The sequence below is a fragment of the Bacillus sp. FSL M8-0256 genome, assembly GCF_038005765.1.
GTDB lineage: Bacteria > Bacillota > Bacilli > Bacillales > Bacillaceae > Bacillus > Bacillus safensis.
This window is the reverse complement of record NZ_JBBOTU010000001.1, coordinates 1,962,890-1,981,296: the sequence shown is the minus strand read 5'-3', so window position 1 is coordinate 1,981,296 and position 18,407 is coordinate 1,962,890. Positions and strand designations below refer to the sequence as shown.

The following is an 18,407-nucleotide window of genomic DNA, read 5'->3' as shown; positions in this document are numbered from 1 at the left end:
CGCCAGTAGGCCCAGTTGATCCAGTGATCCCTGTTGCGCCAGTAGGTCCAGTTGAGTGATCCCTGTGTATCCAGTTGGTAATCCCCGTGGCGCCGGTAGGTCCAGTTGATCCGGTAATCCCCGTGGCACCGGTAGGTCCAGTTGATCCAGTGATCCCTGTTGCGCCAGTAGGCCCAGTTGATCCGGTAATCCCAGTGGCGCCGGTAGGCCCGGTAGCTCCAGTAATCCCCGTGGCACCAGTAGATCCGGTTGATCCGGTAATCCCCGTGGCGCCGGTAGAACCAGTTGATCCAGTACTACCCGTGGCACCGGTAGGTCCGGTAGCCCCAGTAATCCCAGTAGCACCGGTAGGTCAGTTGATCCGGTAATCCCCGTGGCACCAGTAATCCCAGTTGATCCGGTAATCCCCGTGGCACCAGTAGGTCCCCCGTGATCCCCGTTGCGCCACCAGTAGGTCCGGTAGCTGATCCGTGATCCCCGTTGCGCCAGTAGGACCAGTTGATCCGGTGATCCCTGTTGCGCCAGTAGGCCCAGTTGATCCGGTAATCCCCGTGGCGCCGGTAGGCCCGGTAGCTCCAGTAATCCCCGTGGCACCAGTAGATCCGGTTGATCCGGTAATCCCCGTGGCACCAGTAGGACCAGTTAATCCAGTAATCCCAGTAGCACCGGTAGGTCCAGTAGGTCCAGTGCTGCCTGTAGTACCCGTATCTCCAGTTGATCCGGTAATCCCCGTGGCGCCGGTAGGCCCGGTAGCTCCAGTAATCCCCGTGGCACCAGTAGGACCAGTAGGTCCAGTGCTGCCTGTAGTACCCGTATCTCCAGTTGCTCCGGTAATCCCCGTGGCGCCGGTAGGACCAGTAGGTCCAGTGCTGCCTGTAGTACCCGTATCTCCAGTTGCTCCGGTAATCCCCGTTGCGCCGGTAGTTGCTCCGGTAATCCCCGTTGCGCCGGTAGGACCAGTAGGTCCAGTGCTGCCTGTAGCACCCGTATCACCAGTTGTTCCGGTGATCCCCGTCGCGCCAGTAGGTCCGGTTAATCCGGTGATCCCTGTGGCGCCGGTAGGACCTGTTGACCCAGTGATCCCTGTAGCGCCAGTAGGTCCGGTAGCTCCCGTGATCCCTGTAGCACCGATAGGCCCAGTAGGTCCAGTGCTGCCTGTAGCACCCGTATCACCAGTTGTTCCGGTGATCCCCGTCGCGCCAGTAGGTCCGGTTAATCCGGTGATCCCTGTGGCGCCGGTAGGACCTGTTGACCCAGTGATCCCTGTAGCACCGGTAGGGCCAGTTTCACCTGGTGCTGCTAAAAGTGTGTAATCTGGCGACGTATCTGGCGTACCTGAAGGTGGTGCAGAATCCACAATATACGTACCACCACCATAAGTGACCACTTGACCTACTGAATATGTTGGTGCCATAACAGGATCATAGGCTTCAATACCACTTAATCCGATCCCAGTAGGACCCGTAGGACCAGTTTCTCCAGAAGCAGCTAAAAGGGTATAGTCGGGGGAGAGTCCAGGTATTCCTGATGGAGCGTCAACATTGGCAATGTAAGTACTGCCATCAAACGTGACCACTTGCCCTGCATCGTAATCTTGTGATTGTGAGGGATTAAAAGGAAGGGCGCCGGTTAACCCGCCAGCAGGTCCAGTAGGTCCTGTTGGTCCAGGGGGACCTGCTGGGCCTGCCGGGCCTCTTGGTCCAGCTCTTTGATTTTGTTTTGATTGTTTTATTCCTTTTGCATTGTGGCAAGGTTGATTCCCTTGAGATGTATTTTGTTTTGAATATTCTTGTTTAATGAATGGACAGTCTCTTTTTCGAGGACGGTCATGACGTGATCTTTTGTAATGAGGCTGTTCATGGTATTTACCGCAAAAGGGACATTTGTGTTCGAATTGATTGTACAAATTGCCCATCTCCTAGAATTGATATTTCATTCTATGTGCAAATTTTCAAATTGGAAGTAAAACCTAGAAAATCATCATTTCGAAAATCATCGAATCAAATCATTTAAATCTTTCATTGATTTGTGTTATGGTGTTGAAAGTATAAAATAGTATGATTTTTGACAGAAATGGGGACATCATATATGAGTCAATCAGTTTTACAAGGCAAAGCCTATTCCGTTTTAAATTTATCCTCAGTGACAGAAGGAGGTACCATTAAAGAATCTTTTGATCGTAGTATGGATTTAGCAAAGAAGGCGGAGAAGTGGGGTTATCATAGATACTGGCTGGCAGAACACCATAACATGGAAGGGGTAGCGAGCTCTGCAACGTCTGTTTTAATTGGATATATTGCGGGAGGAACCGAAAAAATTCGAGTAGGATCTGGCGGGATTATGCTGCCAAACCACTCTTCACTTGTCATTGCCGAACAATTTGGCACACTTGAGACATTGTATCCGGGGAGAATTGATTTAGGTCTTGGCAGAGCACCAGGGACAGATCAGTTAACAGCAAGGGCGCTTAGACGTAATCTTCATAACGGAGAAGATTTCCCTGAGCAGCTTGAAGAACTTCGTCAATATTTCAAACCGACCGGTCAGGTTAAAAAACATGTAAGAGCTGTTCCAGGAGAAGGCCTGGACATTCCAATTTGGCTCCTTGGTTCAAGCGGTTTTAGCGCTAGACTTGCAGGAGAACTTGGATTGCCATTTGCCTTTGCAGCACACTTCTCACCTAAAAATACAATTCCCGCGTTAGAGTTGTACAGACAGTCATTTAGACCTTCTGATGTATTAAAAGAGCCTTATGCCATGGTCGGTGTGACGGTTTTTGCTGCAGATCAAACAGAACGGGCTGAATATTTGGCAACCTCTCATTATCAGCGGTTTTTAAGTCTCATTCGCAACACACCAGGAAAACTGAAGGCGCCTGTCGACAGCATGGACGGTCTTTGGAGTCCATATGAAAAGGCAATGGTGGATGAACAATTAAGCTCGACTATCATTGGGGATAAAGAAAAGGTGAAAACAGAATTAGAAGCCTTTATAGAAGCTACTCAAGCAGATGAAGTGATGATTAATTCGGATATGTTTGACCATCAAGAAAGAATGCGCTCGTATGAAATCATCGGAGAGATTTTTCAAGAGGCACAAGAAAAATAAACATAAAAAAAGAACTGCACAGAGCAGTTCTTTTTTATTTAAGCTTTTGTAAAAATGCGAAATGGTTGTCCGATTGGCAGAACAATACGGCCAAAATGTGTATTAAGGACAACAGCTGCAGAACCATAAAATGAGAGCAGGGAAATGATCAATTCTGCAATACCAGCCATGGTATGAGTCACATCGTACATCACACCAAAAGTGCTAAGGGAAAGACCAATGAATAAGAAATCAATAAAGACGAAAATCAAAAATAACACTTTATGTGTTTCCATTGCACCAATCGTCATAAACAAGCTGAAAATCAAATAGCCAATAAACGCAAAGCCTAGCTGTTTTGGATCTGCTGCTCCCGCAAGCGTTTTCCCAAAGACGCCGGCTTGAATGAGCCAAGTTGTTCCAACGCCCATCCAGAAAAGACCGAATGCGCCAAAAGCAGTGGCTCCAAAAATATTATGATGCTTTGAATCTTGTATGGACGCGATCAGCTGCGCGATTCCTCCAAGGAAGATAGCCCAAGGTAAAATAAGAGAAGTGCCATCTGTGATTCCTAGTTTTTGTGAGGACGCAACGAGCGTCACCATTGCTAAACCAAACAAACCAAGTGGTGTTGGGTCTGCAATTGATAATCGAATTGCTTGAACATTCTGTTTTTCCATAATGACCTCCTACAATTTGCACTTACAAAAGATACTCGAATTCGATAGAAACGTCAAGCTCTTTTTTAGTAGACACTTGCATCGTCTTCCAAATAAATCTATATTTAATACATATCAAATGTGATAGAAAAAGAGGGATAACATGAGTAAAGGCTTATCTGGAAAAACGATTGCCATTTGTGGAACAAGAAAAACAGAAGAAATGCGTACACTTGTCGAAAAACAAGGAGGACAAGCCGTTATTCGCTCTCTTCAAGGAACCGTATTTTTAGCCAAAGAGGATTTAAAGCCAGGCATCGAAACCTTTGTGAGACAAGGGGCCGACTGGGTGATCTTGACAACAGGCATCGGTACAGATACATTGATTGAGAGTGCAGAAGAGCTGCAGCTTGGTAAAGAATTTATGAACATTCTATCAAACGCACATATTGCTTCAAGAGGGTACAAAACCTTTGCTGCGCTGAAAAAACGCGGAATTCAGCCAGAGGTCTCTGATGAAGACGGAACGGTTCGTGACTTGATTTCAAAGCTTGAAGACAAGGAGTTTCAAGGAAAACGCGTGATGGTGCAGCTTCATGGTGAAAATGCACCAGCTCTCATTCAGTTTTTACATGACAAGGGGGCAGATGTTTTGCCGCTTTTACCATATCAGCACACACCTCCTGAACCAGAGGCAGCTGAAACGCTGCTGCAAGAAATGAAAGATGGACAAGTTCATGCCGTCTGTTTTACAACCGCTGTCCAGGTCCACGCCTTTTTCAAACTAGCCGCAGAATGGGGCAGAAAAGAAGAATTGCAAGCATTATTCGAGCAGGACGTACTGGCAGTAGCTGTCGGGAAAGTCACGGCTGAAGCTTTAAAAGAAGAGGGAATAGACCGAATTCTTGCCCCGTCACTTGAGAGAATGGGAGCAATGATTATAGAATTATCCCAATATATGAAAAAACAATCAGCACACATATAAAAAGACGCCTTTCACTGATCTGGTGAAAGGCGTTTTTGTTAGATTGTCCGTTTTCGATTCGTCCGAATTTTTTTGAGTACAAAGTAGAGAACAATCAGGACGATGGCAATGACCATAATGGGGGTTGTATAAGCATGAGCAACACTTTGAATATGATCCCATTTCGTCCCAAGCTGCATGCCAAGATAGATAAATAAGATAGACCAAGGGATGGCAGCTAATCCTGTCAAGAAAACAAATTTCAAAAAAGGCATCTTGGCAATACCTGCTGGAATCGAGATGGCATGACGGACAACAGGGATAAAGCGGGCGGTAAAGACTACACCGGTTCCATACCGATCAAACCAGCGCTCTGCAGTCGCGATATGATGTTCATGGATGAATAAATACTTTCCATACTTTGTTAAAAAAGGTCGTCCGCCGTACAGACCGATCCAGTAAATAAAACACTGGGCGAGCGTACCACCGATGACGCCGGCAATCACAGCTCCTACAAAACCAATTGTGCCTGTTGACACCATATATCCGCCATAGGCAAGTACAATTTCACTCGGAATGATTTCAATCATCAGCCCTAGTGCTACACCTGCGTAACCTAGGCTTGTCAGCCAGGTTAAAATTTCATTAAACAAGGTTCCCATTCATTTCACTCTGCCTTTAAATACGATTTTTCTTCAAGCATCCTTATAAGAGCCTATGCTTGTTTTTCTTCTCTCATGAGTATGCTTTGCATATATGCTAGCATGGCTGGCCGCATATCATGACGCATTAATCCAAGTTCTGCCGCTGCCTTAAACGAGCCGAGCTTATCACCAACATCAAATCTCATCCCATCTAATTGTGTTGCATAAATGGGTGATTCATGTGCGATGATTTTCAGCGCATCTGTCAGCTGGATTTCGTTCCCGGTACCTCTCTCGATTCCTTGTAAAATTGGAAAAATCGATGGTGTTAACAGGTACCTGCCCATCACGGCTAAATCGGAAGGAGCTTCATGAATTGCTGGCTTTTCCACTAAGTCTGTGACTTCAAACACTTGACCGTCTATTCTAGCTGGTCTTATCATACCATACTTACTGACATCTAGACGATCCACTTGCTGGACGCCAATGACCTCTCTTTGTTTGTCTTCAAAGACTTCCATGAGCTGAGAGAGTGCAGGTCTTTCTGACACCATGACATCATCACCTAAAAGGACCGCAAAAGGATCATTGCCAGTAAAATGACGTGCACATAATACCGCATGTCCAAGACCTAAGGGCTCCTTTTGACGAATATAATGAATATTGGCCATATCCGCAATATGTTTGATTTCAGCCAGCTGTTCATTTTTTCCTTTTTCAAGCAACGTGAGTTCTAGCTCAATCGAACGGTCAAAGTGATCTTCAATCGATTTTTTATTTCTTCCTGTGATAATTAGTATATCTTCAATGCCTGATTGAACAGCCTCCTCAACTATGTATTGAATGGCGGGTTTGTCGATAATAGGCAGCATTTCCTTTGGCTGTGCTTTCGTTGCGGGTAAAAAACGTGTGCCTAATCCGGCTGCTGGTATGACGGCTTTTTTAATGTTCATTGAATCATCGCTCCATTTCTGATGGTTTATTTTCTGATGGAAAAACCCATAGGCGGCTTCCAGTAAAAGTAATCATCATGCCAAGAAGAGTACCAATCGCTTTACTAATGAATAATGAGAAACCTGCTTGCTGTATGACATATAAGACAACATAGGTGAGGAGGCACGCTGCGCCGTTGACTGTGGCCCACTTGATCCATTCCCACTTGTCAGCTTTCTTTTTCACTTGGAACGTCCATTTTCGATTCCAAACATAACTGTTCAGCATTCCTGCGGTATAGGACAAGCACTGTGCAAGAAAAGAGGGAACAAAGCAAGCAGTTAAAAAAAAGAAGAACAGAAAGTCAATCATCGTATTGCTAGCGCCTACAGTTAAAAATGCGGCATAGATCCGAATATTTTTCTTTGTCATGCGAAGGATCATCACCTCCTAGTGTTTGAGTGGGTGTATGAATACTGTACAAAAGTGAGTTGACGAATCAGTGAAGAAAAGATGAAAAAAACATGAACAAGCGATATCTGTTTTTTCACCAGCTCGTGATATAATTTGCTAGATGAAACGAACGGGTGGTGCACATGCATGTATTTAACAATTGGAGAAACAGCTGAATACTTAGAAGTATCTGAAGCATATGTTGAAAAATTAATCCAGCAAAAAAAGATTCGTTACGTATTTGACGGGGAATCTTATCTCATTTATCAAGGGCAGTTTCAAACGCATTTAAAGCAGCTCGAGCAATATAAAGAGCTCGTCCAAGAAATCTTAAATGAACCGATTCCGGAAGACCCCGATGTAAAGGATGAAGATTAGAAGATCGTTATTTCTTCATTTGAAACAATATGGACGAATGGCCGCGGTTATAGAAAGAATGATTTCTATTTCACCTTAAGCTTGCTCGAACGAAAGAAGCAGAATAGCAGTAAAAGGAAGTGAAAACAATGGGGACAACTACTTTATGTGAAGCCTGTCAAAAAAACGAAATGAACGTTGTAGAATCGTCTGATGAACCGAAACAGCCTTATCAATTATGCCATCAATGCTACGAAAGACTGTTCAGCTATTCGTTACGGCCTATTGAATGGTATAACCTAGCTGTTCTCCATTCTCCTAAACAATTTTTACTGTTTGATGATTTTTATGGAGAGGACGGACAGGCTTTCCAATTAGAGGAGGATGTCGTCATCACCAAAAGCGAGAAAGCTCCAACATTACAAGCCGTTAGGCATAATTTGGTGTCTTTATTAGACTTTTCAATCACTAGATGGTTTCTTGAGGATGATGTGATCGATGCTTTGAAACAGCACGACCAGCAAAAAATCTTGGATTCTATTCAAAGTAGGTTTCATGAAACGGAGCATGCCGAAGTGAATGTTAGAGATCACGGCTGATGTTCTAGATACATTTGCCGCTGAATGGGTCAGGGAACTTTTGGATTACGAGGACGAAGAATTCCTTTACCCACTTTCGTGGGCAGCAGCCAGCAGTTTGCCAGGAGATGAGGGATTACACCATATATTAGAAAAATTGAAATCGATCAGTGAAAAAGAATTGCCGTTAGAGGCTTTTATTTGCCTGCATCGTTTCCGTTCTCACAAAATTTTGGATTGGATGGAGTCAAATTGCACCCATTTTCACGATCAGTGGGAAAGGCTGGCAGCCGTCAGCTGCCCAACCTGGGAGAGAATGAAATCTTGGCTAAACAAAGGAAGACCTTTCTGCTTCATTGCACTAGATACAATGGCAAACTGTGCAAAAGGGAATAGACCGCCTCTTGTGGAAAAATTTTCACCTAAAATTCTTAGAACTGATAAAAATGAAGTAGAAAAGATTTCACATGATGTTCATCAAAAAGATCCGGTTCCACGAGTGAAAATGAAAGTGTCCAACATCTTGGAGAACAAGCAAGACATATTTGAATAAGCCTTTTTATTGGCTGACTCCGGTTTGAACAATCTTCATGTGGCATTTAACTTGTACATCTGCATCAGGATAAATGCTTTTCCACTTTTCTGGTGTTACTGCTTTGTCTTTTGATCTATACCTCAGGCCCAGCCCAAGCGGATCTATGTTTTGCTTTTTAAAGGATTGAACAAGGTCTTGTCCTTGCTGAGCGACACGTTTTTCTACTTCTTTTTCAACATGGTCCAATATAGATGGTTTATCAATTTTTTTGGACTTCATGAATTCTTTTAATTCACCTTTCAGTTTGATATCAATCATGATCTGAGGCTTCTTTGTTAGGTTTTCCGTTGGTTTGATTCGGTAAGACACATGGGATTTGATATTTTCAATGACGACATGGGTCTTTGCATGATCAGCCAATTGAAATTCGTAGATGCCATTTTTATGATTTTCAATCATCGCTTTAAATGTGAACGTGTCTTTTCCAGGGATATGACCGATCATTTTTTCATGATCAAACAGAGCGACTCCTGTGATCTTAATGCCATTGCCTTTTTTCTTAATGTAGGGGAGGTATGCATCGACCCCTTTTGCCAGCATCTGATTCATAAAAATATGCTGATTGGTGACAGGTTCATTGCCATTTCGCATATTTTGGGCCAACATGTCAGAGAGATATACACCTATATTTAAGTTCGTTTGATTCATTTTTGTGTATAATAACTCTTCAACTTCTCCGCCTACAATCGCAAACACTTGGCGTGAACCAATGATAGGATCACGATAAATATAATTCATTAAATCGATCATGCCGACTTCTTTTGCTAACTTTTCACTGACTAAAATAACGAGCACCTGGCCCATGACTACTGGAAAAGGTGATTCTTCTGACACGAGAAATTGAATATTACTAATGGTGTTTGACTTTGCGCTTAATATTTGATAACTTCCTTGCTCTTGACTTTTAAAGACAGGGAAGACAAAGAAGCCCTTCATTTCTCCATCTTCCAATAAATCAAATCCTGCCGCCTGAGAGATATTTAATTCATCTAAAAGGCGGGGCTCTGCACAGCTGGTTAACAAAAGACTACACAACATGAGGCCCGTAAGTATATAACGTTTCATGCTCGTTTTTTCCTCCTCCTTTTTTTCAGCATCAGTCCAATGACCATACAGATAATCAATCCATAGATCAGAATGAATCCGCTAAATTCCACCCATTGATTAAAGGTTTCAAAAGAAGTTGCACTGGCAAAAAACGAAAACATGATCAGAATGAGGATGCTGAGCCCGATGAACGTGACGCGCTGGCTCGTATGAAGCATTTTTTTTGCCATTCGGCTCGCTGCCCATAATGGAATCGTGATATTAGGAATGATCAGAAGCAGCCAAAGAGACACTTCAATAAATTCAAAGCGCTGGATAAACGGAAGCTTCACAATGCTCGTTAACGTTAGCGTCGGCCATTTTGTTAATTTGAGCTGAGCACTTGAGTAATACGCTATAGAGACGAGAAAAGTGAGCAAGTTTAAGCATGTCGTAAATAATACCCCCATGTGAGCAAATTTTTGAGATGTCTGAGCTTGTTTAATAAAGGGATAATAGACAAGCAGCGTGCCAAAACCAAACATGGATAAGGATGCATCTTTGACTCCCACAAGCATTTGCGAAAATGTATGATCAAACATTGGGAACATGAAACGAAGGTGACTATATTTCATGGCATAAAAACAGATAAACGTCATCCAATACGTCAATACAACACTAAAAAATGCCCATCCAGCAATGGTTCTAAAGCCGCCAGTATGTATGTAATACACAAGCAGCAGCAGTACAGACGCAAACAAAAGACCAGGAATTTCTTTAAACAGCCATACATGGATCACATCCATGTAATGGATAAGAACGGTCAGCGACAAAGAAGCAAAATATAAGATATAAAGAATGTTGAATAATTGCCCAATCCATTTGCCAAATACATATTGCGTGATTTCACCAAATTCATCCGAAGGGGCCTTTTTAAACATTAAGTACATGAGAAAGATCATCACATTGACGCTCATGCCAGAAATCAAAATAGCGATCCATCCATCATTATTAATAGAACGAACAAGGTTTGTTTGAAAGTTTAAAATGCTGACACCGACTTGATTGGCATTGATGAGAAAAAACACAAAATAAGGGGATACTTGAAATTTCTCTTTGACAGAAGAAGAGCTCATGCCTTCACTTCCTTATTCATAAAAATCATTTTTCCCCTTGTGGCCTTGCTTCGGCTTAGAGCGATGGATGGTTTCATTTTGCGGACGTAAATTTTCCGGCCTTTTGTTCAAAAAACGGAGCTGAGGACGAATCAAACTGCCCTTTAAATCAGCAAGGCGCATTGGAAAAATAGGCTCTAAATACGGCCGGCCAATTGAAGTTAATTTCATTAAATGGGTGAGCAGAAAAGATCCCATCACAGCAATACCTAATGCGCCCCAAACCTGTGCTGCAACTAAAAAAGGAAATCTCAGCAGCCGAATGGTACTGCCCATTTTGTATATAGGCGTGACAAATGAGGCGAGAGCAGACAGGGCAACAATAATGAGTAAAATATTGCTCGTTAAGCCTGCTGCTACAGCAGCCTGTCCAATGACAATCCCTCCAACAATCCCGAGCGTCTGACCGACTTTAGCTGGGAGCCTTGAACCTGCTTCTCTTAGTAATTCAATCGAAATCTCTAAAAATAGTGCCTCAATGATCGGAGGAAATGGCACAAGATAGCGCGAGGAGACAATGGTTTCTAATAAATCCTTTGGGATCAGCTCATAATGAAAGGTTAAAACGGCGACATATAAAGGTGTCGCAAAAATGGAAAATATCACAGCAAATATGCGTAACAGCCTAAAGCAAGAAGCCGCAATCCATGACATATTGTAGTCTTCCATCGTGGAAAAATACTCAAGTAAAATAGTTGGGGCAAGCAAGACATGAGGCGAACCATCCACTAATATGGCAATTTTCCCTTCTGATAAGCCTGAAGACACGCGGTCGGGTCTTTCTGTATTCAAAAACAACGGAAAGATCGTATTGGATACATCATAAAGCATTTGAGCGAGGTAATTCGCATCTAAAATCTGATCATAATCAACGTCCTCAATTCGCTGAAGAACCGTTTCGATGTTTTCCGGGTTGGCGATTTCTTCAATATATAACACGGCAACTTTTGTTTGAGAGAGCGTACCAACCGTCTTTTCCTCAACTTTCAGGTTAGGCGTCGGCAGCCGCCGTCTGACCAAATTTAAATTGGTATCTAAAACCTCCACAAATGCTTCCTGTGCACTGATAATCCCAAATTCAATTTCAGGCGGACCTATTTGTCTGCCTTTCTTTTCTTCAATCGGCAAGAGAAGCGTTTTACCCCAGTCTGTCTCAAGTCTAATCGCAATGCTGCCCCGGTGAAGGGCTTCTTGCACTTTTTGAAGATCGCTCGTGATGACAGCCTTCTCAATGGGAATTCGTTCTTTCAGCTCTTCAAGAGTGGGTGACAGGTGCAGTTGTTTGAGGGAGGGGAGAATTTGTTCGTGTAGAAGATGTCCATTAATCAATGAACGAAAAAAGGAAATCCTATACAGAAAGTCTCCATTTCGAGACAGCTCATTTGTAAAATCAGCAGAACGTGACAATGCTTCAAATACTGAATTCGGGTCCTTTTGTTGTTTGTTTTTCTTCAGCATTTGGACCAGCTCCTTCGGCGATTTGCCTCTATTATCTAACCGATTGTCTAAAGATATGCATGAAAAAAGCGTTCAGCTTGATGGGCTGGACGCTTTTTTTCCATATAGAACGGCTTCTAATAATAAATCAGCTAGATGGACGGCACGCATGCTCGGTGAGTGCCCTGAGCGTTTGATGCCTGCTGCCATTTGCAGCTGACAGCCTGGATTAGACGTAACGATGGCAGCGGCCTTTGTTTGAGTGGCTTCTGTCATTTTATGATCTAAGATTTGCATCGACATCTTTGGCTGCAAGATGTTGAAAATGCCAGCTGAGCCGCAGCACCGGCCCGAATCCTTCATTTCTTTAAATGATACACCTTGAATGGCCTTCATCAGCACCCTTGGTGCATGCTGTACACCCATTCCGTTCCGCAAATGACAAGAATCCTGATAGGTGATGACCTGCTCTGGCAAAGCAAGCGGCATGCGGCGGTGAAATTCCAGCTCCACTAAAATGTCTGATATATCCATGATTTTCTTTGAGAAAGCTTCACTTCGCTTTTGAAAATCCGGATCATCACAAAGCAAATGATCATAATCACTTAAAAAAGCGCCACAACCGCCTGCATTCATGACTATGGCATCCGCATCTATCTCTTCAAACGCTTCAATATTCCGCTTTGCTAACTGTTTCGCTTGTTCTTTTTCACCGCTATGGCCATGGAGCGCTCCGCAGCACGTCTGAATAGGAGGGACGATGACGTCACAGCCTGCCAGCTGCAAAAGCTGGATGGTCGCTTCGTTTGTGCTGGAAAAAACGGTGTCCATTAAACAGCCAGTAAAAAAGGCGACCCGTTTTCTCGCTGGGCCGGCGGCTTTGTATTCCGTCAAACGGCTTTTTCGTTGACGCGGCACCTTTGGAAGCGCCTGTTCCATCAGGCGTAAGTGCGGTGGAAGCACCTTCAGCATGCCAGTTTTACGGGCAGCCGTTTGCAGACCAGATGTTTGATAAAAGCGAAGAAGGCCTGCTGCTTTCCGCATTCGGCTTTGTGAAGGAAAAAGACCTTTAAACACGACACGTCTTACAAGTTTGACAGGGATGGATTGTTTTTTGTGCTGCTGAATGATGTCTCTTGCATCTTCAAGTAACCGTCCATATTTAACGCCGGAAGGGCAGACCGGTTCACATGCACGGCAGCCAAGACAAAGATTCAGTGAATGCTCGACATCTTCATCTGGCTCAATGACGCCGTCTCTCACCGCCTTCATTAAAGCAATTCGGCCGCGGGGAGAGTGTGTTTCTTGTTGACCAGATTCAATATAAGTAGGGCAGGAAGGAAGGCAGAATCCGCAGCGCATGCAATTGAGCAGCTCTTTTTCGTCCATTTGCTGCTGAAATGCTTGCTGAATCTCTGTTTGTTTAGAACTCATGAGACCACCACCCGCTTTCTTGCGGCTTTTCCGAACACTTTATCAGGGTTCATGATATTTTCCGGGTCTAGCGCATGTTTGATCGCTTTCATTGCCGCAATGCCTTCTTTTTTAACCTTCAGTTCTAAGTAAGGAGCTTTCATAAGACCCACGCCATGTTCACCCGTAATGGTGCCGCCAAGTGAGACTGCTTTTTCAAAAATGGCCTGAAAGGCTTCTTCCACCCGTTTCATTTCTTCTTCATTTCTTGCATCTGTTGCACAAGTAGGATGCAAATTGCCATCACCTGCATGACCAAATGTACAGATTTTCACTTTGTACTGCTTCGCAATGTCTTCGATCGCCCGCACCATGCTGGCAATTTCAGACCGGGGAACTGTGGCATCTTCTAAAATGGTCGTCGGGCTTAAGCGGGCGAGGGCAGATAAAGCGGATCGTCTCGCTGTTAAAAGTGCATTTGCCTCTTCTTCAGAATGTGCGATATTCACTTCTTTTGCACCATGCTGCTGACACACTTTTGCGATGCGCTGCATATCACGGGCAACCGCTTCAGGATGGCCGTCTTGTTCGATTAACAGCACCGCTTGAACGTCAGTCGGCAAACCGATTTTTGCAAAGTCTTCAACGACTTCCAGAGTCGGCTGATCCATAAATTCTAATGTGGCGGGGATGATACGCTCTGCAATAATCGCCGACACTGAAGCGGCGGCTTCCTCTAAACTTTCATATAAGCAAAGCATCGTTTGTTTTGTTTCTGGAAGCGGCAAAAGCTTCAGCGTGGCTTCAGTGACAATCCCGAGCGTTCCTTCTGAACCTACGAACAAACGGGTCATATCATACCCGGCCACGTCCTTTGCAAGCTTTCCGCCTGTTTTGATGATGTCACCGTTTGGCAGAACGACTTCAAGTCCAAGGACATAATCTCTCGTCACTCCATACTTTAACCCCCTTAGACCACCTGAATTTTCATTAATATTTCCGCCTAATGTAGAGATTTTCATAGAGCTTGGATCAGGTGGATAGAAGAGGCCTTTCGCCTCTACTTGGTGAATGAGTTCCTGTGTGATCAATCCAGGCTGCACCGTTGCTGTCAGGTTTTCTTCATCTATTTCTATTAATTGGTTCATTCTTGTAAACAGCAGCACAAGTCCGCCTTGAGTGGGACATGTGCCTGCACAAAGGTTCGTTCCTGATCCTCTTGGCACGATCGGTATGTTATATGAGGCGCAGAGCCGGACAATTTGCTGGATTTCCTCAGCCGTATGCGGGCTTACGATGACATCTGGCATATGCTGAAAATTTGGTGTTGCATCATAAGAGTAGGCAAGCCGATCGGCTTTACTGTCCTGCACGTAAGACGCGCCAACAATCTTTTTTAATTGATTTAAAAATTCAGAATGTAACATACGCATTCAACTCCTATTGATGAGACGTATCGTTTCTTTCAGTATAAAAAAAGAATCGCCTCATGCCTATGGACGATTCTACAAAATATCGGGCTGTTCACTTCGTTTTTTTGGATCATCATCTAATAGCATGAAGGCTAAATAAAAGAGCATGGCATCTTGCATGCGCTTTGGATCAAGTGTCGTTAAATCTTGGATTCGTTTTAGCCTGTAATGCAGTGTATTGATATGGACATGCATCGCTTCTGCGGTATATTTCAATGAACAATCTGAGGTCATGAGTACCCGCAATGTTTTCACTAATTCAGGATAGGGAAGAAGAGGGGCGATCGTTCGATCAAGAAACACTTCTTTTGTTTCCTGACTTACTTCCTCCATAAAAAGTTCGAGCGTTAAATCTTCATCAAATACAATCGGCGTATCAGCATGTGCCATTTTTAATGCTCGAAAGGCTTGTTGAAACGATTGCTTCATCAAATGAGCAGCTGCTGGTTTTCCCGCCCCAATCAAAACCCCGGGAGAGCTCCGCGCCGTAAGGGAGGCATGGATGTGAAACAGGCGCTGCTGCAGGGCTTTACGATCATCTGCTGTTGTTTGCAGCATGAGTAAAAAGCGGCCATGCCCCCAGCGGACGATGATCTCCTGGCTGTTGAGATGCAGCGTTTCCTTCAATTCTTTGTATTGATTTTGCTTCATAAACGATTCATCCTGACAATCGATCAGAACAACTGCGCGCTCCTTGTTGATATCAAGCTGAAGCCGCGACGCTTTTTCAGTGAGATCAATCGCTGTCTCTGGCAGATGAAGCCAGTCGAATACAAACGCTTCGAGCTGACGTTCATCCGTTTCAGTTTCTTGAAAAAATTCATGTTCATGAATAAGCAGCTCGGTCATTTTTCTTAATATTTCGCCAAAAGGAGACACATGTACAGGATATCCTGTCATTCCAATGACCCCGATGACCTCTTGCTTAAAATAAATAGGCAGATTGATGCCAGCTTTGACGCCTTTCATGTGCTGCTGGTCATCCTTTGTGAGAATTCGTTTCTGTCCTTCAACAGATGTCAGATACGCTCCTTCATGAAATTGTCCAACGCGCGCTGGATCTGTTGCTGCAATGATGGTGCCGTTTGTTTGTGCGATGATGATTTCCTCAGTCAGCACCTTTTTAACCTCATCTACGATTTTTTCTGCCAGTGTCATTGTGAGCAAAACGTACCCCTCCGAGATGTTTCTTTTGACACTATCATACCATCATATGCTGGGACATATCTTTCTTTTCATGAGTTATGCTAAAATAATAAACACACATGAAGGAGAAGAAAGGAGACATAGCCATGTCACTGCAAAATCGCTTACAAGACTTACTGAAAGAAGGACAGGCGCTGACCGACTTTGAATATGATGAAGCGGCGCGCCGCAATTGGACATTAGAAGGGGCGAGAATAAAAGAAGAAGCCCGTTTTGGCGATGTATATATAGAGCGTGTAGACAAGGAATCAGAGAACATGATTCAAACAGAAAACGCCTCATTTCTAAACACACCGCTTACATATGTGAAAAAACATCAAAAAGAATTCATTTATATCGAATCCAAGTGGTTTGATGTCGTGAAAGTGGGTGGCTTGGCCATTGAATGGGATGAAGTGTTTCAAACGTATACCGTCCTATTCGGTTTAAAACGTCCTAAAAAAGACACGAATATTCTAAAGGACATGCTATCGCCATTAAATGGTGCTCAGCTTCAATTTAATGGACAAGATGGCTTATTTGATGTGAATTTGCAGCTTCTTGAGCTTGAGGATATCCACGAAGATACGGCTTTCATTGACGTCATCTCGGCCGTGTATCGATTTTTATTCCATATGATCATACAGCTTGAAATCAATGAATCAAAAAACGGCTCAAATTCCTGAGCCGTTTTTTTGTCCATCTATTCATTTGATGAAGGTGTGACAAACCGTACATCATGCTCTTTTCCATATTGAAGATAATCTTCATTTGGCTCCTGATTGGTCACGACGATATCAATCTCGTGCAAATCACAAAACGTGGTCAAGGCGTAATGATCGAATTTGCTATCATCCACTAATAAAAAGGTTTTGGCACTTTTTTGAACAAGCGTCTTTTTAATATCGGTTTCAAGCGGAGACGAATTCGTGACTCCGTGATCAATGGATAAACCAGTTGATGCGATAAAGGCTTTATTGACATTGTAAGCTTTCAAGCGCTCAACACTTTGATAACCAACGAAAGAATTCGTTTTTCTTTCAAGCATCCCGCCAGTGGAAAAGATGGTGAGATTTTCATAAGGCATCGCCTGTGTAATGAAATCCACATTATTGGTCACAATGGTCACCTGTTTCTCCGTCAAATAGGGGAGCATCTCAAGCGTTGTCGTACCAGAATCAATAAAAATCATATCCCCGTTTTCCACAAAAGCGGCAGCCGTCTGACCGATCAATTGCTTTTTACTGAGCTGACGGATCTTTCGCTCCTGATACACCACTAACGTTGAGTGGTTCACAGCCACTCCGCCATACACTTTTTTGAGCACGCCGGACTCGACCAATGCCTGTACATCTCGGCGTATCGTGTTTTTTGAGACACCAAAATGCGCCACAAGCTCATCAAGTGAGGCAGATTCCCGGTCAAACACATACTCTTTGATTTGCTGAATCCGTTTTGTTTTTATCATACTTCATATCTCCAATCAATCCGAATGTCCTTTTTCCATTATACCAATAAATTCTCTTACATGGATTAGGTCAATTGATTCTCTTTTCTCCTTTGATATAAAAGCGTATGATAGAAAAAAGAAAGAAACCAGAAAGGAACTTTCACTTCTATGAATCAATCAAACAACCCATTTTCAAAGCTTGCGAATTTTAGAGAAGTAGGGGGGCTTCAAACAACAGATGGGATGGTGATCAAACAGGGAATGATTTATCGATCCGCAGACTTATCCCGTTTGTCGAAACAAGACATCGAGATATTCTCAGCACTCGGAATTCAAACCGTTTGTGACCTCCGTACAGCCTCAGAACGTAAATCACATCCGCCAAAGATCAAGGAACACGACAAAATCGTCCATATTCCGATGCAGCCTGACAGTAAGATGCCAAGTAAATGGACCATGTTTCGTATGCTGGTAACAGAAGGGAAGTCTCTCTCATTTACACCGATCATGAAAGAGTTATATCAAAGCATGCTGACAGAGCGTAAAGAAGAGATTCGGCAGCTGTTCACACTGCTTTCAGATCAAAGCCATTACCCGCTGATGCTTCACTGCACGAGTGGCAAGGACCGTACAGGTTTTTTATCTGCCCTGATTCAGTTGGTGGCAGGTGTACCGCAGGCTGTCGTTTTAAGTGAATACATGCGTTCCAATGAAGGCGTCCAAATGCTCGTCAGAAGGCAGGAACGATTTGTCCGATTGATGAGTTTATACCGGGTGTCAAAAGAACAAATTCAGCCGCTTGTCGGTGTGCAGCAAGATTATCTTGAAGATGTGCTGCACGAAATGCTGGAGACATACGGGAGTGCAGAGCGGTATTTAATTGAAGCCTGCAAAGTCCCTGAAGCTCAGCTCAATGAAATGAAAAACATTCTGCTTACACCATCTGCTGGCATTCCATCACAAAAAGCGGAATAAACTT

General features: G+C 43.7%; 18 protein-coding genes and 1 pseudogene. 7 read left to right on the top strand and 12 right to left on the bottom strand.

Annotation, left to right across the window (positions count from 1 at the left end):
- Nucleotides 1–434: 434 nt before the first annotated feature.
- Nucleotides 435–1,414: pseudogene (locus NSQ76_RS20960) on the bottom strand (hypothetical protein); the annotation flags it as partial.
- A gap of 674 nt (nucleotides 1,415–2,088) precedes the next feature.
- Between NSQ76_RS20960 and NSQ76_RS09970 the strand changes: the two are divergent.
- Complete coding sequence (locus tag NSQ76_RS09970; RefSeq protein WP_024427753.1) at nucleotides 2,089–3,108, top strand: LLM class flavin-dependent oxidoreductase; 1,020 nt, start codon at nucleotides 2,089–2,091, stop codon at nucleotides 3,106–3,108.
- A gap of 38 nt (nucleotides 3,109–3,146) precedes the next feature.
- On the opposite strand, the gene NSQ76_RS09965 is transcribed toward NSQ76_RS09970, so the two are convergent.
- Nucleotides 3,147–3,767 carry an acetate uptake transporter gene (locus NSQ76_RS09965; RefSeq protein ID WP_024425703.1) on the bottom strand — a complete coding sequence of 207 codons (621 nt, stop codon included), beginning with the start codon at nucleotides 3,765–3,767 and terminating at the stop codon, nucleotides 3,147–3,149.
- A gap of 142 nt (nucleotides 3,768–3,909) precedes the next feature.
- On the opposite strand from NSQ76_RS09965, the gene NSQ76_RS09960 reads away from it, so the two are divergent.
- Complete coding sequence (locus tag NSQ76_RS09960) at nucleotides 3,910–4,731, top strand: uroporphyrinogen-III synthase (protein WP_025093161.1); 822 nt, start codon at nucleotides 3,910–3,912, stop codon at nucleotides 4,729–4,731.
- A 38-nt stretch (nucleotides 4,732–4,769) separates the two neighbouring features.
- Here NSQ76_RS09960 and NSQ76_RS09955 read toward each other — a convergent pair whose 3' ends face one another.
- From NSQ76_RS09955 to NSQ76_RS09945, 3 genes are read right to left on the bottom strand one after another with little or no spacing between them, the layout of a single operon-like run.
- The gene (locus NSQ76_RS09955; protein ID WP_024425701.1) at nucleotides 4,770–5,372 is read right to left on the bottom strand and encodes a DedA family protein; all 603 of its coding nucleotides are present in this window, start codon (nucleotides 5,370–5,372) and stop codon (nucleotides 4,770–4,772) included.
- A gap of 53 nt (nucleotides 5,373–5,425) precedes the next feature.
- Nucleotides 5,426–6,307, bottom strand: a complete 882-nt coding sequence (gene galU, locus NSQ76_RS09950) for a UTP--glucose-1-phosphate uridylyltransferase GalU (RefSeq protein ID WP_025093162.1) — start codon at nucleotides 6,305–6,307, stop codon at nucleotides 5,426–5,428.
- Between the two features lie 4 nt (nucleotides 6,308–6,311).
- Complete coding sequence (locus NSQ76_RS09945; RefSeq protein WP_034624315.1) at nucleotides 6,312–6,719, bottom strand: GtrA family protein; 408 nt, start codon at nucleotides 6,717–6,719, stop codon at nucleotides 6,312–6,314.
- 168 nt (nucleotides 6,720–6,887) lie between these two features.
- On the opposite strand from NSQ76_RS09945, the gene NSQ76_RS09940 reads away from it, so the two are divergent.
- The 3 genes from NSQ76_RS09940 to NSQ76_RS09930 all read left to right on the top strand — a co-directional run bounded on the left by NSQ76_RS09940 (nucleotide 6,888) and on the right by NSQ76_RS09930 (nucleotide 8,228).
- On the top strand, nucleotides 6,888–7,118 hold the full coding sequence (locus tag NSQ76_RS09940; protein ID WP_268478743.1) for an excisionase family DNA-binding protein: 231 nt from the start codon (nucleotides 6,888–6,890) through the stop codon (nucleotides 7,116–7,118).
- 128 nt (nucleotides 7,119–7,246) lie between these two features.
- A complete protein-coding gene (locus NSQ76_RS09935) occupies nucleotides 7,247–7,696 on the top strand; it encodes a hypothetical protein (protein WP_341053576.1) in 450 nt (149 codons plus the stop codon).
- Entirely contained in the window at nucleotides 7,677–8,228 is a 552-nt protein-coding gene (locus tag NSQ76_RS09930) for a hypothetical protein (protein ID WP_225315522.1), read from the top strand. Before NSQ76_RS09935 ends, NSQ76_RS09930 begins: the two co-directional genes overlap by 20 nt.
- Nucleotides 8,229–8,234: 6 nt before the next feature.
- Here the strand turns inward: NSQ76_RS09930 and NSQ76_RS09925 are convergent, their stop codons facing one another.
- The 6 genes from NSQ76_RS09925 to NSQ76_RS09900 form a co-directional block, all read right to left on the bottom strand.
- Entirely contained in the window at nucleotides 8,235–9,335 is a 1,101-nt protein-coding gene (locus NSQ76_RS09925) for a Ger(x)C family spore germination protein (protein ID WP_034624321.1), read from the bottom strand.
- Nucleotides 9,332–10,432 carry a GerAB/ArcD/ProY family transporter gene (locus tag NSQ76_RS09920; RefSeq protein ID WP_341053573.1) on the bottom strand — a complete coding sequence of 367 codons (1,101 nt, stop codon included), beginning with the start codon at nucleotides 10,430–10,432 and terminating at the stop codon, nucleotides 9,332–9,334. Before NSQ76_RS09920 ends, NSQ76_RS09925 begins: the two co-directional genes overlap by 4 nt.
- Nucleotides 10,433–10,444: 12 nt before the next feature.
- Nucleotides 10,445–11,929, bottom strand: coding sequence for a spore germination protein (locus NSQ76_RS09915; protein WP_151039967.1), 1,485 nt, complete (start codon nucleotides 11,927–11,929; stop codon nucleotides 10,445–10,447).
- Nucleotides 11,930–12,001: 72 nt separating this feature from the next.
- The gene (locus NSQ76_RS09910; RefSeq protein ID WP_341053568.1) at nucleotides 12,002–13,342 is read right to left on the bottom strand and encodes a (Fe-S)-binding protein; all 1,341 of its coding nucleotides are present in this window, start codon (nucleotides 13,340–13,342) and stop codon (nucleotides 12,002–12,004) included.
- Nucleotides 13,339–14,748, bottom strand: coding sequence for a glycolate oxidase subunit GlcD (gene glcD / locus NSQ76_RS09905; RefSeq protein ID WP_025093166.1), 1,410 nt, complete (start codon nucleotides 14,746–14,748; stop codon nucleotides 13,339–13,341). Before glcD ends, NSQ76_RS09910 begins: the two co-directional genes overlap by 4 nt.
- Before the next feature lie 78 nt (nucleotides 14,749–14,826).
- Nucleotides 14,827–15,960 (bottom strand): CdaR family transcriptional regulator, encoded by a 1,134-nt coding sequence (locus NSQ76_RS09900; RefSeq protein WP_341053563.1) that lies wholly within the window; start codon nucleotides 15,958–15,960, stop codon nucleotides 14,827–14,829.
- A 125-nt stretch (nucleotides 15,961–16,085) separates the two neighbouring features.
- Between NSQ76_RS09900 and NSQ76_RS09895 the strand changes: the two genes are divergently transcribed.
- A complete protein-coding gene (locus NSQ76_RS09895) occupies nucleotides 16,086–16,664 on the top strand; it encodes a branched-chain amino acid aminotransferase (RefSeq protein ID WP_341053561.1) in 579 nt (192 codons plus the stop codon).
- Between the two features lie 17 nt (nucleotides 16,665–16,681).
- Here the strand turns inward: NSQ76_RS09895 and NSQ76_RS09890 are convergent, their stop codons facing one another.
- A complete protein-coding gene (locus tag NSQ76_RS09890; protein WP_070325915.1) occupies nucleotides 16,682–17,446 on the bottom strand; it encodes a DeoR/GlpR family DNA-binding transcription regulator in 765 nt (254 codons plus the stop codon).
- A gap of 150 nt (nucleotides 17,447–17,596) precedes the next feature.
- Between NSQ76_RS09890 and NSQ76_RS09885 the strand changes: the two genes are divergently transcribed.
- Nucleotides 17,597–18,403 carry a tyrosine-protein phosphatase gene (locus NSQ76_RS09885; RefSeq protein WP_025093168.1) on the top strand — a complete coding sequence of 269 codons (807 nt, stop codon included), beginning with the start codon at nucleotides 17,597–17,599 and terminating at the stop codon, nucleotides 18,401–18,403.
- The last annotated feature ends 4 nt before the right edge of the window (nucleotides 18,404–18,407 follow it).

Coding starts and splice junctions, on each gene's coding strand:
- NSQ76_RS09930 (WP_225315522.1), top strand. CDS start 7,677: ATGTTAGAGATCACGGCTGATGTTCTAGATACATTTGCCGCTGAATGG.
- NSQ76_RS09915 (WP_151039967.1), bottom strand. CDS start 11,929: ATGCTGAAGAAAAACAAACAACAAAAGGACCCGAATTCAGTATTTGAA.
- NSQ76_RS09970 (WP_024427753.1), top strand. CDS start 2,089: ATGAGTCAATCAGTTTTACAAGGCAAAGCCTATTCCGTTTTAAATTTA.
- NSQ76_RS09925 (WP_034624321.1), bottom strand. CDS start 9,335: ATGAAACGTTATATACTTACGGGCCTCATGTTGTGTAGTCTTTTGTTA.
- NSQ76_RS09955 (WP_024425701.1), bottom strand. CDS start 5,372: ATGGGAACCTTGTTTAATGAAATTTTAACCTGGCTGACAAGCCTAGGT.
- NSQ76_RS09960 (WP_025093161.1), top strand. CDS start 3,910: ATGAGTAAAGGCTTATCTGGAAAAACGATTGCCATTTGTGGAACAAGA.
- NSQ76_RS09890 (WP_070325915.1), bottom strand. CDS start 17,446: ATGATAAAAACAAAACGGATTCAGCAAATCAAAGAGTATGTGTTTGAC.
- NSQ76_RS09895 (WP_341053561.1), top strand. CDS start 16,086: ATGTCACTGCAAAATCGCTTACAAGACTTACTGAAAGAAGGACAGGCG.
- NSQ76_RS09910 (WP_341053568.1), bottom strand. CDS start 13,342: ATGAGTTCTAAACAAACAGAGATTCAGCAAGCATTTCAGCAGCAAATG.
- NSQ76_RS09940 (WP_268478743.1), top strand. CDS start 6,888: ATGTATTTAACAATTGGAGAAACAGCTGAATACTTAGAAGTATCTGAA.
- NSQ76_RS09945 (WP_034624315.1), bottom strand. CDS start 6,719: ATGACAAAGAAAAATATTCGGATCTATGCCGCATTTTTAACTGTAGGC.
- galU (WP_025093162.1), bottom strand. CDS start 6,307: ATGAACATTAAAAAAGCCGTCATACCAGCAGCCGGATTAGGCACACGT.
- NSQ76_RS09920 (WP_341053573.1), bottom strand. CDS start 10,432: ATGAGCTCTTCTTCTGTCAAAGAGAAATTTCAAGTATCCCCTTATTTT.
- glcD (WP_025093166.1), bottom strand. CDS start 14,748: ATGTTACATTCTGAATTTTTAAATCAATTAAAAAAGATTGTTGGCGCG.
- NSQ76_RS09935 (WP_341053576.1), top strand. CDS start 7,247: ATGGGGACAACTACTTTATGTGAAGCCTGTCAAAAAAACGAAATGAAC.
- NSQ76_RS09885 (WP_025093168.1), top strand. CDS start 17,597: ATGAATCAATCAAACAACCCATTTTCAAAGCTTGCGAATTTTAGAGAA.
- NSQ76_RS09965 (WP_024425703.1), bottom strand. CDS start 3,767: ATGGAAAAACAGAATGTTCAAGCAATTCGATTATCAATTGCAGACCCA.